At 30.4% G+C, this 17,311-nt stretch carries 14 protein-coding genes; 8 read left to right on the top strand and 6 right to left on the bottom strand.

The annotated features are described in order from the left end of the window. Nucleotides 1-61 precede the first annotated feature (61 nt). Nucleotides 62-1,942: a membrane protein insertase YidC gene (yidC, locus tag ABNT65_RS02430; protein ID WP_348747079.1), complete on the top strand. Its 1,881-nt coding sequence runs from the start codon at nt 62-64 to the stop codon at nt 1,940-1,942. Between the two features lie 106 nt (nt 1,943-2,048). Here yidC and ABNT65_RS02425 read toward each other — a convergent pair whose 3' ends face one another. Continuing rightward, nucleotides 2,049-3,767: a T9SS type A sorting domain-containing protein gene (locus ABNT65_RS02425; RefSeq protein ID WP_348747078.1), complete on the bottom strand. Its 1,719-nt coding sequence runs from the start codon at nt 3,765-3,767 to the stop codon at nt 2,049-2,051. Nucleotides 3,768-4,251: 484 nt separating this feature from the next. Between ABNT65_RS02425 and ABNT65_RS02420 the strand changes: the two genes are divergently transcribed. The 3 genes from ABNT65_RS02420 (at nt 4,252) to ABNT65_RS02410 (ending at nt 7,717) form a co-directional block, all read left to right on the top strand. Then, on the top strand, nt 4,252-6,726 hold the full coding sequence (locus ABNT65_RS02420) for an outer membrane beta-barrel family protein (protein WP_348747077.1): 2,475 nt from the start codon (nt 4,252-4,254) through the stop codon (nt 6,724-6,726). Nucleotides 6,727-6,840: 114 nt separating this feature from the next. Then, entirely contained in the window at nt 6,841-7,293 is a 453-nt protein-coding gene (locus ABNT65_RS02415; protein WP_348747076.1) for a MarR family transcriptional regulator, read from the top strand. 64 nt (nt 7,294-7,357) lie between these two features. Further along, nucleotides 7,358-7,717, top strand: coding sequence for a DoxX family protein (locus tag ABNT65_RS02410; RefSeq protein ID WP_348747075.1), 360 nt, complete (start codon nt 7,358-7,360; stop codon nt 7,715-7,717). A 566-nt stretch (nt 7,718-8,283) separates the two neighbouring features. Here the strand turns inward: ABNT65_RS02410 and ABNT65_RS02405 are convergent. Together ABNT65_RS02405 and ABNT65_RS02400 are read right to left on the bottom strand one after the other, a co-directional pair. Next, complete coding sequence (locus ABNT65_RS02405) at nt 8,284-8,889, bottom strand: DUF2306 domain-containing protein (protein WP_348747074.1); 606 nt, start codon at nt 8,887-8,889, stop codon at nt 8,284-8,286. A 123-nt stretch (nt 8,890-9,012) separates the two neighbouring features. Then, nucleotides 9,013-9,186, bottom strand: a complete 174-nt coding sequence (locus ABNT65_RS02400; RefSeq protein ID WP_348702082.1) for a hypothetical protein — start codon at nt 9,184-9,186, stop codon at nt 9,013-9,015. A gap of 150 nt (nt 9,187-9,336) precedes the next feature. Between ABNT65_RS02400 and fumC the strand changes: the two genes are divergently transcribed. Further along, nucleotides 9,337-10,734: a class II fumarate hydratase gene (gene fumC, locus ABNT65_RS02395; RefSeq protein ID WP_348702084.1), complete on the top strand. Its 1,398-nt coding sequence runs from the start codon at nt 9,337-9,339 to the stop codon at nt 10,732-10,734. Between the two features lie 84 nt (nt 10,735-10,818). On the opposite strand, the gene ABNT65_RS02390 is transcribed toward fumC, so the two are convergent. Next, the gene (locus tag ABNT65_RS02390) at nt 10,819-11,886 is read right to left on the bottom strand and encodes a proline racemase family protein (RefSeq protein ID WP_348747073.1); all 1,068 of its coding nucleotides are present in this window, start codon (nt 11,884-11,886) and stop codon (nt 10,819-10,821) included. Continuing rightward, the gene (locus tag ABNT65_RS02385) at nt 11,879-12,838 is read right to left on the bottom strand and encodes an ornithine cyclodeaminase family protein (RefSeq protein ID WP_348702087.1); all 960 of its coding nucleotides are present in this window, start codon (nt 12,836-12,838) and stop codon (nt 11,879-11,881) included. The genes ABNT65_RS02390 and ABNT65_RS02385 overlap by 8 nt, the downstream gene beginning before the upstream one ends. A 142-nt stretch (nt 12,839-12,980) precedes the next feature. Here ABNT65_RS02385 and ABNT65_RS02380 point away from each other — a divergent pair, with 142 nt between their 5' ends. The 3 genes from ABNT65_RS02380 to ABNT65_RS02370 all read left to right on the top strand — a co-directional run bounded on the left by ABNT65_RS02380 (nt 12,981) and on the right by ABNT65_RS02370 (nt 16,591). Beyond that, the gene (locus ABNT65_RS02380) at nt 12,981-14,306 is read left to right on the top strand and encodes a S28 family serine protease (RefSeq protein WP_348702089.1); all 1,326 of its coding nucleotides are present in this window, start codon (nt 12,981-12,983) and stop codon (nt 14,304-14,306) included. 11 nt (nt 14,307-14,317) lie between these two features. After that, nucleotides 14,318-15,529, top strand: coding sequence for a Xaa-Pro peptidase family protein (locus ABNT65_RS02375; protein WP_348702091.1), 1,212 nt, complete (start codon nt 14,318-14,320; stop codon nt 15,527-15,529). 261 nt (nt 15,530-15,790) lie between these two features. Next, a complete protein-coding gene (locus ABNT65_RS02370) occupies nt 15,791-16,591 on the top strand; it encodes a DUF547 domain-containing protein (RefSeq protein ID WP_348702092.1) in 801 nt (266 codons plus the stop codon). On the opposite strand, the gene ABNT65_RS02365 is transcribed toward ABNT65_RS02370, so the two are convergent. Further along, nucleotides 16,592-17,245 (bottom strand): hypothetical protein, encoded by a 654-nt coding sequence (locus ABNT65_RS02365; protein ID WP_348747072.1) that lies wholly within the window; start codon nt 17,243-17,245, stop codon nt 16,592-16,594. Between the last annotated feature and the right edge of the window lie 66 nt (nt 17,246-17,311).

The raw sequence follows: 17,311 nt of genomic DNA, 5'->3' as shown, positions 1-17,311 counted from the left end.
CGGGTTTTTCAAATATTAAAGAACAGATAACCTGACAGGTTGACATTTATAAAATAAATCAATGGAACAAAAAAAATTCGATTTTAATTCCTTTATAGGAATGTTATTATTAGGGGGAATTTTACTTTGGTGGATGAATACTCAAAAACCAGAAGAGAATACAGAAACTTCAACTGAAACTACTACAGAACAAGTTACCTCACCTACTACAATTTCAGAAAATACAACTGCTACTGTATCAAATGACTCATTGAAACAAATTGCTTTACAAAACAAACTAGGTGCTTTTGCATATAGTGCCTTAACAGCAAAGCAAGGAACTTCTATTATTGAAAATGAATTATTAAAACTAACTATAGATAATAAAGGTGGGCAAATTTCTGAAGCTTTAATTAAAAACTTTAAAAGCCACGATTCTTTACCATTATATTTAATCAAAGACAAGAATGCTTCTTTTAACATAAACTTTGGTACCACTGATAACCGAATTTTAAATACTTCAGATTTATTATTTATACCTACATTATCAAAAATTGGTGATACGCAGGTGTTATCAATGAAATTAAAGGTAGCCGAAGATAAGTTTTTAGAATATCGTTACGAAATTAAACCTAATGACTATAGAGTTGGTTTTGCTGTTCGTTCTCAAGGTTTAAGTAATACTATTAATAGCTCGCAACAAATCAACTTAAACTGGAAATTAAATGCGTTTCGTCAAGAAAAGAGTATGAAAACTGAAAATACAATGTATTCTTGGTACTATTACAAAGCTGATGATGAAGTGGATTATTTAAGACCTGGAAATTCAGAAGTTGTTAATGAAGTAAACTGGGTTTCCTATAAACAACACTTTTTCTCATCTGTTTTACTTTCTGACACTCCATTTAACAATGCTACCTTAACCTCTACTGATTTAGTTAAAGACAAAGAAAATGATGTTGTATTTACTAAAGCTTATGAGTTAAAAACTCCTCTAGCACTTAGCAATGGTGAATTAAATTATAACATGCAATGGTTTTATGGGCCTACTGACTATAATTTATTAAAAACATACAAAGGAACAGATTTAGATGAAACTGCCGATTTAGGTTGGGGTATCTTTGGAACACTTAACCGTGTTATATTTTACCCTGTATTTAACATGTTAAAAGGTTTTATTGGGAACTATGGATTAATCATTATTTTAATGACTATTGTAGTTCGTATTATCATGTCACCAGTGCTTTATAAATCGTATTTATCTAGTGCTAAAATGAAAGTTATTCGTCCAGAAATGGAAGAAATTAACAAAAAATATCCTGGTAATGAAAATGCTATGAAACGCCAGCAAGAAATTATGGCTGTACAACGAAAAGCAGGAGTTAGTATGATGTCTGGTTGTATTCCTGCTTTATTACAAATGCCAGTATTCTTTGCTTTATTTAAGTTTTTCCCTACTAACATAGACTTTAGACAAAAAAGTTTCTTATGGGCTAATGATTTATCATCATATGATATTATCTTCAAGTTACCATTTGAAATTCCATGGTATGGTGATCATGTAAGTTTATTCCCAATACTAGCTTCTATTGCTATTTTCTTTTACATGAAAATGAACCAAAGTCAACAAGCAAACATGCAAGCTCCTCCTCAAGAAGGAATGCCTGATATGAGCAAAATGATGAAGTATATGATATACTTCTCTCCTATTATGATGTTATTCTTCTTTAACAACTACGCAAGTGGATTAAGTTTATACTACTTTATTTCAAACTTATTAACCATTGCTATTATGTTTGTTATTAAAAACTTTGTTATTGATGAAGCTAAAATTCACGCACAGATAGAAGAAAACAAGAAGAAACCTGTTAAAAAGAGTAAGTTCCGTGAACGCTTAGACGCCGCAATGAAACAAGCTCAAGAACAACAAGCAGCTCAACAAAGAGCTAAAAATAAAAAATAGCATTATAGTTTTTAAACTATAAAAGTTAAATAAATAAGGCCAGAAGAAAATAAATTCTTCTGGCCTTTGATTTATAAAAAAACTATATTGGGTTATTTTCTGAAATCTATTCTATTAACAGTTTATCATAGAAAGTCTCTTTTAATGTTCTAACAGTAACTATATACACTCCTGACTTTAGAGTATTTATTTTAATAGAAGTATCTTTACTCCAAATACCATGGTAAATTACTTCCCCATATTTATCAGCTATTTCTATTTTTGCTCCTTTTAAGCTAATATTACTTTTTACAAATACTTCCTCTACAGATGGATTAGGGTAAAGTTTTATGTAATTCACTTCATTAATTTCATTTTTCATGTTTTTTATTTGGCTCATATTTTTTTCATGATTAATTTTTGAAACAAAATATTGCTTTTCAGAAACTAATTTATAGCTAAATTTACTTTCTTTCTTACTTAACATCTCTTCATTCATAAACACATAAAATACTTTATCTGTATAACTAATTTGAGAGCAATTTGTTCTTGATATATGCCTTACTAAATAGAACATTCCATTTTGTACATTAGGCACATTATAAGCATGAGTTGGGGTATTAGAACTTACCCAAGTATGTAAACTCCATGTAGTAAGACTAGGGTAAGTATTTACTGTATTTTTAAAAACAATCCAATTACTAACTACATTAGTGTGTACTGCAGCATTTACATCAATAGTTAAGCTTCCATTTGATGACGAATTAATATAACCATTAAAACCTGAATCCACCATTTGGTTAAAAGAATAAGGAATTTGTATTACTTTTCTTTGCTCTTTCCAGGTACAAATCGATGTCCATACTCCATGCTTAATCATGTAATATTTTCCTGCAATTTTAGGAACGTTATATGTACCAGATGCTGCATACACATATCCTACTACACTTACAACATCCGCATCTGCTATGCTTAAACTATTCATTTCTGATATTTCATACATATGTGCCGTACCATTTGGATTAGTTCCTGTATTATTAACATTAATAGAAACAGTATTGGATTTCTCATTACATGTTAAATTATTAGTGAAAGCTGCATTTAAATTACACACTACTTTAGAAATGCTAACATCATCTACTAAAATAGCTCTAGCATTATTATTCCCCATTTTTTCAATAGGCCACATTTTTAGTCTTATTTCTACCTTATCATAAATATTGGCTTCAGATTGAGAAATACTAAAAACAGTACTATATTTCTGCCATTGAAAATTAGTAATGCTTGGTGAGGTATAAATGATTTTACTCTGTATACAAGAATTACCTTTACGTAATACAACCTCCACATTATAATAGTTAACAGGATCTAATTGTGGATTAGATAATGCATAAAAGTTTTTTGCTCTAGCCAAATAAAGAGACAAATCATATCCTCCAGCTTGTAAAACATTTTTTAAAGTTCCTCTAATTCGTTCTTCGCTAGCTGGACTAGGTGGATATATAGCTGTGTATATTCCTGCATATCTATTTTTCCCTGTTCTTTCTGCTAATCCTGCTGACGTTGTAAACTTATTATTTGGAACACCTATCTGAGCAGAAGAACTATTTTTGTCAAATAAATCTGAGCTTGGAAATGTACTTTGAATATTTGGGTTATAAGCAATACATTCTCCTTTATAATGTGTCCAATATGTAGCTCTATGTAGCTCTCCTTGATTATTTGGGGGAGTTCCCTGTTCAAAACTTGGGTTTTCAACTAAATTTTGTGATAAACAAAATTGAATAAGAAATAAGCTCATCAATAAGCTTATAATTGTTGTTTTTTGATTGACTTGGTTCTTCATCTTTTAAAGATTGTTTTTTATTTAAAAATCATATAATACCTACTCTTTTAATAAGGATTTTCAGTTTCCTCCTTTAACATTTACAATACATGTAACACCTAAACCGAAGTATTAATTTATACATACAGTTTAGTTTCAACTTAGTAATGTTTCCGAAAAAATAGCCTTTGAAAATGAAGGTAAAATAGTTGTTATTACACTCTTTAAATTAATCTTAGAAAACAACAATAGCCACTAACTTACTCTACCTAAAAAATTTAAATAATTCTTCAAATGTAAAAACTATACAAAATCAAAAAATATTTTTATTTCCTAACTAAACGTTTTTATTTCCTAATGAAAAATAATAAGCTATATAATTAATAAAACGGATACTTTTTTATTAAGTCAAACTAGATAATAAACTTAATTTAACATAGCTTTAACAAGACGTTTTTAAACCAATAAAGAACTTAGCAGTCAAAGAGGTTTATAAACTAATTTCATGAAGAACATAACACTACTTTTTTTATTCCTTAGTGCTTCCTTATTTGCACAAAGACCCAATTTTAAAGGAAATATACCTAAAGTGAAGTTGACAGGAAAAATAATTGAAACCCAAACCCAACAACCTTTGGAATATGCAACTATTATTTTAACACACTTGAAAAGAAAAAAAGTTACTGGTGGAGTTACCGATAATAATGGTAATTTTGAAATAGAAATTCCAAAAGGAATCTATGCCGTTAAAGTTGAATTTATTGGTTTTAAATCTAAAAGCCTTCCTAACCAAAAATTATTTACTGACACCAATTTAGGTACTATAACATTAAGTGAAGATGCAGAAACTTTAGAAGAAGTTGAAATTATAGCGGAAAAATCTACTGTTGAAATCCGATTGGATAAAAAAATATATAACGTTGGTAAAGATATGACAGTAAAAGGAGGAAATGCAAGTGATGTGCTCGATAATGTTCCTTCTGTAAATGTTGATGCCGAAGGAGCCGTAAGTTTACGTGGAAATGAAAATGTACGTATTTTAATTGATGGTAAACCTTCTGCTTTGGTTGGACTTAATGGTACGGATGCTTTACGCAACTTACCTGCTGAAGCTATTGAAAAGGTTGAAGTGATTACTTCTCCATCTGCTAGGTATGACGCTGAAGGAACCGCAGGTATTTTAAATATTATTTTAAGAAAAGGTAAAATTACTGGTTTTAATGGTTCTATAAATACCACTGTAGGAATCCCTACTCAATTTAGCTTTTCACCCAACCTTAATTACAGAACTAAAAAGTTTAACTTATTTTCAAATCTAGGTTATTCTTATAGGAAAGGACCTGGTAATTCTTTTTCTGAGTTTTCTTATATTAATAGAAACACTAGAACTATTGATAGTACACAGGTAGAGGACCGTGTATTTGATAGAAAAAACAACAATTTTAATGCCTCTTTAGGTTTAGAGTATTATTTAACAAAAAATAGTTCTATTACTGGTTCTTTCTTCTATCGTAACTCTAAAGGCGATGATGTTGCAACGAATTTAACAGATAGATACTTATTTACAGACACTTCTCTAAATCTATTTAAAGAAACTCGTATTGAAACAGAAGAAGAAGATGGAACTGATACACAATACGCCCTAAATTATACAAATAATTTTGATGGAAAGGGTAAAAAATTAATTATTGACTTGCAATATAGTAATAGTGAAGAACAAGAAAATTCCCCTGTAGTAGTTAACAATGTTTTGTCTGAACAAAACTCACAAATAACAAATTCTCAGGATTATTTAATTCAAATAGATTACGTGCATCCTATTGGAGAAAATAGTCAAATAGAATTAGGGCACAAATCCACTTTACAAGATTTATTCTCTGATTTTAAAGTACGAGATCAATTGGGAAATCCTTTTCAGTATGACCCTTCTAATGCTATTGAGTTTAAACAAAATATTTATGCTTTTTATGCACAATACGGTAATAAAATAAACAAATTCTCTTATTTATTAGGACTGCGTACAGAAATTACTGATATTGACTTGAGAGTACTTACCGATAACTCTTTCTCCGACAAAAATTATACAGAATGGTTCCCAACTGTGAATTTAGGTTATGAATTAAATGACACTGATAATTTAACCCTTGGCTATAGTAGAAGACTTAGAAGACCTCGTTACTGGTTTATTAATCCTTTTGAGTCTCGTAGTTCTGCCACCAATATTTTTAAAGGTAACCCAGATATTGACCCTACTTTCACCAGTTCTTTTGACTTAGGTTATACTACAAAAATTAAAAAGCTTACGTTAAATTCTTCTATCTATTATCAGTATTCAACAGATATTATGCAAGGAATTTCTTTTAGAGAAGAAAGAATTGTAAACGGAAAAGAGCAAACTGTTTTTGTTAGAACCCCTGTTAATTTAGGTACCGAAAACAGGTACGGTTTTGAATTTACTAGTAATTATTCGCCTGCAAGATGGGCACGTTTATCAGCAACTTTTAACTATTTTAAGTTTAACACAGAAGCTTTTACTTATAATTATACAGATATACAAGGAGCTAATCAATCTGTTATATTAAACGAAGTTAATGAAAGTAGTTGGTTTGCTCGTTTTAATTCTAGAATTACCTTACCAGGAAAAATACAATGGCAAACTCGTTTAATGTACCGTGGACCAAGATCAGATGCTCAAAGTGACCGAAAAGGAATGTTTGTTACAAACTTAGCTTTTAGCAAAGACTTATTTAAAGACAAAGCTTCTCTTGTATTAAACGTAAGTGATTTATTTAATACTCGTAAAAGAGAAAACACAACTTATTTTGGAGGAAGAGAAATGCCTACTTCCATTTCTGAAGGTGCTTTTCAATGGAGAGAAAGACAAATTTCTTTAAGTTTTACGTACCGATTTAATCAGAAGAAAAAACGTGAACGCCCTAGTAGACAATATGATGGTGGCGGTGAAGAATTTGGTGGGTAATCGTGAAGAATTTTTATAATAAAAGCCAATGTATTTATACTTACTACATTGGTTTTTTATTTTTACACTTGTAAATATTTTACATGTAAAATAAATTAACTACCTTTGCCTTGCATGGCAAAAATAGATGACGACATAAAAACTAATTTTGAAAACAGTAGACACCGTTTAATAGCCAATATTATACATACTGGAAATTGGTTTAGAAACACCTATTCTAATTTTCTTAAACCATTTGGAATATCTATGCAACAATTTAATATTCTCAGAATTTTAAAAGGATCTAATGACTGGAGAAACATGAATGATGTTAAATCTTTAATGATAGATAAAACTCCTAATACTACACGATTATCTGACAAATTATTAGAGAAAGAATTAATAGAAAGAAAACGATCTGATACAGATAGACGAGTTGTTTATGTTCGTATTACCGATAAAGGGCTTTTGTTATTAGAAAATATTGATAAAAAAAGTGATGAAATAGGTTTAATGGATTTTTTAAACAATATTTCTGTTGAAGAAGCCCAATTCAGCAGTGACATATTAGACAAATTGAAGGAATAAAAAATTTATCCAAATATTTTACATGTAAAATATAAACACTTAAAATAAATTAAAATTAAATATTATGACTAAAAAAATGATCATCACGAGAAAAGTAGTAAAAATAGTATTCACCCTATTAGTATTGGTGGGAGCCTTGCAATACTTTTTTAATCATGAAATGGTAAAAGGAATGTTTACACAAATTAATTACCCTACCTATTTAATTTACCCAATGGGTATTGTTAAAATTTTAGGCTTAATTGCTATTTGGTTTCGAGTTCCACAAACAGTAAAAGAATGGGCATATGCTGGTTTTTTCTTTAATTTTTTATTAGCAATTTCAGCACATATAGCAGTAAATGATAATGAATTTTATCCTGCAACTGTTGCCTTACTATTTTTAATAACTACTTATGTTTTAGATAGAAAAGTAAATAGATAATTCAGAAGAAAATAAACCATTATGGACTGAAAGTGCCAAAGTTTTTGTTACAACTAAAAGTCATTCTAATATAAAGTTTGAACCGTCATCATATGGTTTTCTATGATGCTCTTAATATTCATTTACCATTTTATCTGTAATATTGCCTGTACTCCAAACTATATGTACTGTTAAACGACTTACTGAATGGCTATTTCTTCTTTGACTAACTGATATTATATAAATATAACGAAAGTTTTTAGAAGCTAAAGCCAGATGCACTAAAGTGCATAGTTTTAACTTTTTTTGAGACCAATAAAAGCTTATTCTACATCGAATAAGCTTTTATTCAATTTGTTATGTTATTTTTGATTTATGAAAAAAGCTGTGATTATCTTAAAACTGAATTTTTAGAAACGAGAAAAGTTTCTCTCTTTATGAAAAGAATTACCGAAATACTACTATCCATCCTAATTCTTATCATTAGCCCTGTTATCACTATAATAGATGCTTTAAAAGTTTTTTGGGAAAATAAGAGTGGGGGATATTAATATTTTAAGTTCTTTTTGCAGACAACTATTATCCTTTCAAAAAGCATTACTTTTTCTAGTTATCCAATATGCTACCAATATATTTGGAACCCAAGAAAGCCATGCTACTATTTTATAAGCTACCGTAAAACCACCTAAACCTGCTATTAATAATGGCAGCCAAATTCTTAAAGTTACCGCTGCAAAACATGCTGCATAACTATAAATCATAAACTTTTTATGTAACTCAACTTTTCCTTTTTTAATAGCATTAAAACCAAAAATGGTTGTGGTTAACCAAACTATACCTAATAAAAAAAAACCAGTTCCACTAATAATACCTCCTGTAGCAAATAAGGCAATATATAAACCTCCTAATCCACTAATTAAAACGGCAATGGTATAAATTTTTCCAATTAACCTATGTAATTTAATATTTCTTTTTCTTAACTTTTTATTAAACTGTAACCAACCTATTAATAATGCCAACCCTCCAAGTATAATATGAGCATAGAAAGCTATATTCCATACGTTATCACTTAAAAGCTCTGTCGATTTTGAAGCTAATAATCCAAACTTTCTATCAATTAAAAAATAAGTAATAGGATATAAACCTATCAACGAACATAATATCCCAAATAAAATCCAAAGTAGTTTTTTCATCGTAGTTATTTTTACACTACTAAATAGCCCCCTAAAACTTTAAAGTGTTACAGTTCGCATTAACTTGAAAAAAAGCCCGCTCAAAAATGAACGGGCTTAAAAATATTTTATAAATAACTACTCTTATTTACCTTGAGCAGCTTTCTTAGCTTCTTTCTTTAATTTGATGTTTTCCCAGATAGTTCCACCAATCCAGTAAGGAACTACAAATGTCAATAAGAAAATTAACAACCAAAATCCAGCTGTAAATATAAACATGAATAAAACTAAACCTGAGAATTCTGAAAAATCTAACATTTGTCTATTATTATAAATTGTTATCGGGATACAAAATTATAATTATTTTTTGTATCCGACAATAAAATATAGTAAAAATCAATAAGTAAAACTATTAGAATTTGTAATTTTGGACATCAATAATTAAAGCATATTAAAATCACTATACAAATGAAATACAGAATCGAAAAAGATACTATGGGACAAGTAGAAGTTCCTGCTGATAAATATTGGGGAGCACAAACAGAACGTTCTCGTAATAACTTTAAAATCGGTGCTCCTGCTTCTATGCCTTTAGAGGTTGTTTACGGATTTGCTTATCTAAAAAAAGCAGCTGCTTTTACTAACTGTGAGTTAGGTGTTTTAGCAGAAGAAAAACGCGATTTAATTGGACAGGTTTGTGATGAGATTTTAGCTGGTAAACATGATGATCAATTTCCTTTAGTAATTTGGCAAACAGGTTCTGGAACACAATCAAACATGAATGTAAATGAGGTTGTTGCTAACCGTGCTCATGAGATTGCTGGAAAAGTGATTGGTGAAGGTGAAAAAACAATTCAACCAAATGATGATGTAAACAAATCGCAGTCATCAAACGATACTTTCCCGACTGGAATGCATATTGCTGCCTATAAAAAGATTGTGGAAGTTACTATTCCTGGTATTGAACAATTACGCGATACTTTACAAGCAAAATCTGAAGCTTTTAATGATGTAGTAAAAATTGGACGTACGCATTTAATGGATGCTACTCCCCTAACCTTAGGTCAAGAATTTTCAGGATATGTAGCCCAATTAAACTTTGGATTAAAAGCCTTAAAAAACTCTTTAGTTCATTTAGCTCAATTAGCATTAGGTGGAACTGCGGTAGGTACAGGTTTAAATACACCTAAAGGCTATGATGTTCTTGTAGCTAAATACATTGCTGAATTTACTGGATTACCATTTGTTACTGCTGAAAATAAATTTGAAGCTTTAGCTGCTCATGATGCATTGGTAGAAACACATGGTGCTTTAAAACAATTAGCCGTTTCTTTAAATAAAATTGCTAACGATATTCGCTTAATGGCATCCGGACCTCGTTCAGGTATTGGTGAAATTATTATTCCTGCCAATGAGCCTGGTTCTTCAATTATGCCAGGTAAAGTAAACCCAACTCAAGCAGAAGCTATTACCATGGTGTGCGCGCAAGTTATGGGGAATGATGTAGCAGTAACTGTTGGAGGTACTCAAGGTCATTATGAATTAAATGTATTTAAACCAATGATGGCTGCTAATGTTTTACAATCTGCCCAATTAATTGGAGATGCGTGTGTATCTTTTGATGTAAATTGTGCTGCTGGTATAATGCCTAATCATACAAGAATTAATGAACTTGTAAATAACTCATTAATGTTAGTTACAGCATTAAACACTAAAATAGGATACTATAAAGCTGCTGAAATAGCTAATACTGCGCACGCTAATGGTACAACTTTAAAAGAAGAGGCAATTAACTTAGGTTATGTTACTGCTGAGGAATATGACCAATGGGTAAAACCTGAAGATATGACTGGGAGTTTAAAATAATTATAACTTCCGTTATTTTATATAACTAAAGGCTGTCTTTTCTGACAGCCTTTTTCTTTTTATATGTATTTTGATATTGAAAAATTATCTTAATATAAAACCATCTTTCATTGGATCATTTGGATCAATCACAAAAGTATGTTTACCAGTAATATAAGCAGTTCCTTCTACTTGTGGAATCACAGCTTTAAAAGTACCATAATCTTCTTCTGCCACTACTGATCCTGTAAATACTGATCCTGTAATACTCTCAATGGTCATAGTTTCTTCACAACCAATTTCTTTTCTTGCTTTATGAATTGCCATACGTCCAGATACTCCCGAACCTGTTGGGCAACGATCAACTTCTCCTTCTGCAAAAATACATACATTTCTACTATCAACTCCTGATGCTTGTTTAGTATTATCAACAAAAATGGTTCCGTATAAAAAGCTTAAATCTTTTTCAAAAGGATGTTCTATCTCATTGTCCGAATTCATTACAGCATGTTTTATCTGCATACCAGTAGAAATTAACTTTCTGTAATTATTGGTAGTTAAGTCAAAATCGAAATTGTTTTTTGCCATATCTACATAGGCATAAAAAGCACCTCCATAAGCCAAATCATAAGTTACTTTACCTATTCCTTTCACATCTACTACCCTATCTAAACCTACTACAAAACTAGGTACACAATGAAAACGAACTCCAGTTACTTTACCTTCTTTAACACTAGTATAAGACACTATTCTTCCACAAGGCGCATCAATTTTTAATACATTATCTCCTTCTTTAACATTTACCCAATTCATTTCTATAGCTAATGTTGAAATGGCTATAATTGCATGTCCGCACATAGTTGAATACCCTTCATTATGCAAAAAGATAATTCCAAAATCACCTTCATCGTCATTAGGAGGTAATAAAATACAACCATACATATCTGCATGACCTCTAGGTTCAAACATCAGGGCTTTTCTTAAAGTATCATAATTTTCTTTACAATACCTTCTATAATCTAATACACAACTCCCTTTTAATTCAGGAAAACCATCTACAACTATACGTAAAGGCTCACCTCCAGTATGCATATCAATGGTTTTTATTTGTAACCAATCTTTGGGTGTTTGAAAATCAGTTTGTTTTAAAATATTTTGATATACTTTACTCATTCGTGAATTTTTTATAGTAATAGTTAGCCGCTGTTAAATCTTCCAAAGCATGTCCTACAGATTTAAAGAATGTAATTTCATTATCAGATTTTCTTCCTGACTTTTTACCCGAACATAATTCAAATAAATCTGCTTGTACCTCATCTTCTTTTAATACTCCGGTTTTTAAAGGAATTACAATATCTCCTCCTTCTTTTAATCCTCCTTGATAAGTATCAATATATACTGATGATTTTTGAACTGCTTCATCATCAGCCTCTCTAGTATCTTTTCTGTAAGCTCCAACTAAATCTAAATGTTGTCCTTCTTTTAAATACTTTCCAAATACTAATGGCGTTGGTGATAAAGTTGCACTAGAAATAATATCTACTTCTGATATTTTATCTTCTATTTTTTCTATGGGAATTATCGTAAACGATTCTTCTTTTAAAACTTCACATATGACTTTAGCTTTGTCTAAATTACGTCCCCAAACAAACACTTCTTTTATAGGTCTTACCGAAGCATGTGCTTTGATTAGGTTTGTTGATAACGCTCCTGTACCAATCATTAACAAACTACTTGCATCTTTTCTTGACAAAAAAGAAGAAGCCAATGCAGATGCAGCAGCAGTTCTTTTTGCTGTTAAACTTTTAGCTTCTAAAATAGCTTTAATAGTTCCCTTTACGGCATCTAAATATAAATAGGTTCCATTAATTGATGGCAAATCAAACTGAGCGTTTTCTGGGCTCACTGTTACTATTTTAACCCCTGCACTTTTACTTGGACTCCATGCTGGCATTAGTAATAAAGTAGAATCTGCATTTACTTCTGGGTTAGGAAAATCATGATGATGACGCATAGGCACTATTACATCGTTAGCGGAAAATGTAGTGTGTAGTTCGTTAATTAATTCTAAAAACACTGTGTTTTCCTCAATAAACGTATCGGATATCTGGCTAATTTTATTCATAGGGTTAAAAATAACTATTTCCTATAAATCACATTCAATATTACCTTTTAACACACAAATATAATATAAGATATAGATAATATTATATTACTTCTTCTTATCTTAGAGCTTGTATATTTACCTTTTCTAATAACTTACTTTAATGAAATATTTATCAAATACGCTAGCATTTTTTCTTCTAGTAGCGGTTAGTTTTTCTTGTAAAACTTCCAAAGAAGAAAAAAAGCCTCAAAGTTTTAAAACACAGTTGCAAGCTCTGTTTCCAGACGCAACTATTGACTCTATAAAAACTAAAGATCATTTTACTGAAGCTTATAAAGTTGTTTTAAATCAACATTTAAATCCTAAAAACCCTGCTGAAGGTACTTTTAAGCATCATATGTATGTATCACATACAGACTACACTAAACCAACTGTATTAATTACTGATGGATATGGATCTTACAACAGAACTACTGAATTAAGTAAGATTTTTAAAGGAAATCAAGTAATTGTAGAATATAGAATGTATGGTAAGTCTAGACCCGATTCTATTCCTTGGAAATATTTAACTAATGATAATGCTATTGAAGATTATCATGGTATTGTTACTAAGTTAAAAACATTATACAAAGGAAAATGGCTTTCTTCAGGAATTAGTAAAGGAGGAGAAACTACTTTAATTTATAAATCTAAATATCCAAATGATGTAGATGTAGCAGTTCCTTATGTAGCTCCATTGATTAACGGAACCGAAGATCAACGAACTACAGACTTGATTAATTCTGTTGGAACTAAAGAGTGTAGAGATTTAATCAAAACTTTACAAAGAAGAGTTTTAGAAAATAGAACAGAAGCTTTAGAAGCTTTTAATGAAATTGCAACGAAAAACAAATTAAGTTTTACAAAAGTGCCTCATGAAGAAGCTCTAGAATATACGGTATTGGAATTCCCTTTCTCTTTTTGGCAATGGGGTGGCGGTGCTTGTGATAAGTTACCTAGTTCAGATGCTTCTGTAAAAGATATTGTAGCTTATTTTCATAAAGATGTTGGTATTGGTTTTTATAGTGATAAAGGCTATCATAAATACTTACCTTCTTTTTACCAACACATGAAAGAATTAGGTTATTATGGTTTTGATTTTGAGCCTGTGAAAGATTTATTAAAAGTGGTTAAAAGTACTTCTAATAAACGTTTTGCTCCAGAAGGCGTAGATTTAACTTATAATCCTAATTATATTGCTAAGGTTAGAGATTTTGTTGAAAATAAAGGTAATAAGATTATATACATATACGGTGCTTATGATCCTTGGGGTGCTTGTGCTCCAACTCCTAAACCTGAAGTAGATGCTTTAAAAATGGTATTAGAGAAAGCTGATCATTCAACAAGAATTAAACATTTTTCTAAAGAAGATCAAGATAAAGTATATGCTAAATTACAAACTTGGTTAGGGCAAGAAACAACAATTTATAAATTATACAATAATTAAACTATACATACATGATTGGTATTGGAGGTTCTACAATAGCTGAAGAATTAGCTAAAATTAAACCAAATGTAAGCGATGTTCAACCTATTCAAAAAGAAGAATTTGCACAACGTATTGAAAAAGCTACTGCTTTATTAAAAGAGCAAGGAGCTGAAGCTATGTATTTACATGCGGGAACAAACTTGTATTATTTTACTGGTACAAGATGGAGTTCTAGTGAACGTATGGTTGGAGCTATTTTATATGCTGATGGCAATCTAGAATACATTGCTCCTAAATTTGAGGAAGGTACTATTTTAGACTTTATGCTGGTAGAAGGTACTGTTCGTTGCTGGGAAGAACATGAGAATCCATATGTTTTATTTTTAGATTTATTAAACGAAAAAAACATTACTAGCGGTACTATTCTTATTGATGAAGCTACTCCGTTTTTTGTTTCTAATGGTATTATAAAACTAACTTCAAGTTATCAGTTTGAGGATGCTAAATCTGTGACTGCTACTTGTAGAATGATAAAATCTAAAGCTGAGATTGCTATTATGCAACGTGCTATGGATATTACTTTAGAAGTACAAAAAGCAGTTGCTAGAATTTTACGTGTTGGTATTAGCACCAAAGAGGTTACTGATTTTATTAATGAGGCGCACAAACGTTATGGAATTCCATCGGGGTCTTATTTTTGTATTGTTCTTTTTGGTGTAGACTCTTCTTTTCCGCATGGTGTTAAAACACCTAAGAATTTAGAAGAAAATGAAGTAGTTTTAGTAGATACTGGATGCCAACTTCATGATTATATTTCAGATATTACTAGAACCTATGTGTTTGGTACACCAACTGAACAGCAACGTACTATTTGGAACATTGAAAAGGAAACACAATTGGCTGCTTTTAATGCTGCGCAGCTAGGCAATACGTGTGCTGATATTGATAATGCTTCTAGAAAAGTATTAGAAAGTCATAACTTAGGTCCTGACTATAAATTACCAGGATTACCTCATCGTACAGGTCATGGAATTGGATTAGACATTCATGAATGGCCTTATATTGTTAAAAATGACAACACAAACCTACAACCGGGTATGTGTTTTAGTAACGAACCTATGATATGTGTTCCAGATGCTTTTGGCATTCGTCATGAAGATCATATTTATATGACCGAAGACGGGCCTAAATGGTTTACGGAACCCATGCTTTCTATTGAAAACCCTTTTGGGCTACAATAAATACACCTACACACAACACACACTAAAACAACAAACAACTAAATCTAAAAAAGCTCGCCAATTTTGGTGAGCTTTTTAATTAAACATACGTTAGTAAGCTCCCTTTTGTATTACATTTTTACAGGCACAATAAAGTTTTTAAATTAACTCTGTATACTTACAACTCACCTATACTTTTACTTAAATTCATCTAAACTTTCAGTCAAATTATTATTACAACTAATACCTTTGGAATACAACCAACCATAAACTTTAAATAAGATGTTCTCGAAAATTACAACCATTCTTATACTTAATTTATTCCTAGCTTCAACAGTAGTAAGCCAAGAAGAAGCTTACAATTATCTTTTGAAAAAACATGTTAACCCAAGTACAGGAGATGTTAATTATTGTATGTTAAAAGAAGATAAACATTATCTAGATACTTATTTGAATTTTTTAGCTCAAACAAGTCCTACAGAAAAATGGTCTATAAGCAAAGAGAAAGCTTTTTGGATGAACGTCTATAATGCGTATGTTTTAAAAATTATTATTGATAATTATCCATTTCAAAAAAGCTCCATAGTTAAGCAAGAAAAGGAAAAAAACATGGAAGTTATCATTAACTATTCTTATAAAGAAAGTAAAAAAAGTAGTATACTTTCCGTAAAAAAAGAAGGGAAAAGTGTATGGGAAATTCCTTTTGTCAATGTTGGTAGTAAGGTATATACTTTAAACCAAGTTGAACATGAAATAATTAGAAAAAAGTTTAAAGATCCAAGAATTCACGCAGGGTTTAATTCCGCCAGTAAATCAAGTCCAAAAGTTGCCGTTATTGCCTTTACAGAAAAAGGCGTTGATGAACAACTAGAAGTATTAATGAAAGGTTTTATTAATGACACAACTAGAAATATTGTAACTAAAAATAAACTAAAACTGTCAAAAATATTTGAATGGTATGAAGGTGATTTCACTCAGAATGAAAGCTTGATTGACTATATTAACAAATATGTTTTAATAAACATTCAAAAAGATGCTACAATTAGTTATATGGAATACAACTGGAATTTAAATGACGAATAATTATTTAAATTTACTCTCAGTTACTATAGCTTCTAGTTTCCTTTTTTGGTAAACATCTAAATAAGAAACTATTATACTTAAACAAAAGCCTTTTTTAAATACGCAATAATACTTTTGCTTTATTTCTGTTCCTAGATATTTTATTGAACAACGCATTGTATAAAACGTTTCTCCACTTATTATTTCCTTTTCAAATTCGTCTTCTTCAAAATGATATTCAATAGCGGAACGTTGTAATAACTTTTTTGCATGCAGTAAATACTCTCCCGGATTCTTAACCTCTGGAGTATTTTTTAAATTTTCTGCCAATAGCATAAAATTAGGGTTATAAGTTACTTCTGTTCCCAATTCATACTCATACACTACTAACAAATTGGCTGAATCTACCTCAGCAGATTTAACCGCCGATTTCAAATACTCGTCATCACCAGCAGCAAGTTCTGCTCCTTTTTCTGCTAGTTTTTGAGTTTGTTCTTGAGACTGTACTGCCCAACCTTCAGGAATTTTAACCTCAAAATCAAAAAAAGAATTAGTATACATATTGCCTGTTACCTTACCATAATCAAACTTTTGGGGTTTCTTTTCAGATTTGCAATTATAAAGTAATGTTACTGTTATTATTATACTTACTATGTTTTTGGCTATTCTTATCATTAATTACTTTTTGTTTTTAACTCAAATAAAAAACTCACCACATAGGTGAGTCTTTTACTATATTAT

This window comes from Tenacibaculum sp. 190524A02b (genome assembly GCF_964036645.1).
GTDB classification, from domain to species: Bacteria; Bacteroidota; Bacteroidia; order Flavobacteriales; family Flavobacteriaceae; genus Polaribacter; species Polaribacter vairaonense.
The sequence above is the reverse complement of the archived record's forward strand: the minus strand, read 5'-3'. Positions and strand labels throughout refer to the sequence as shown.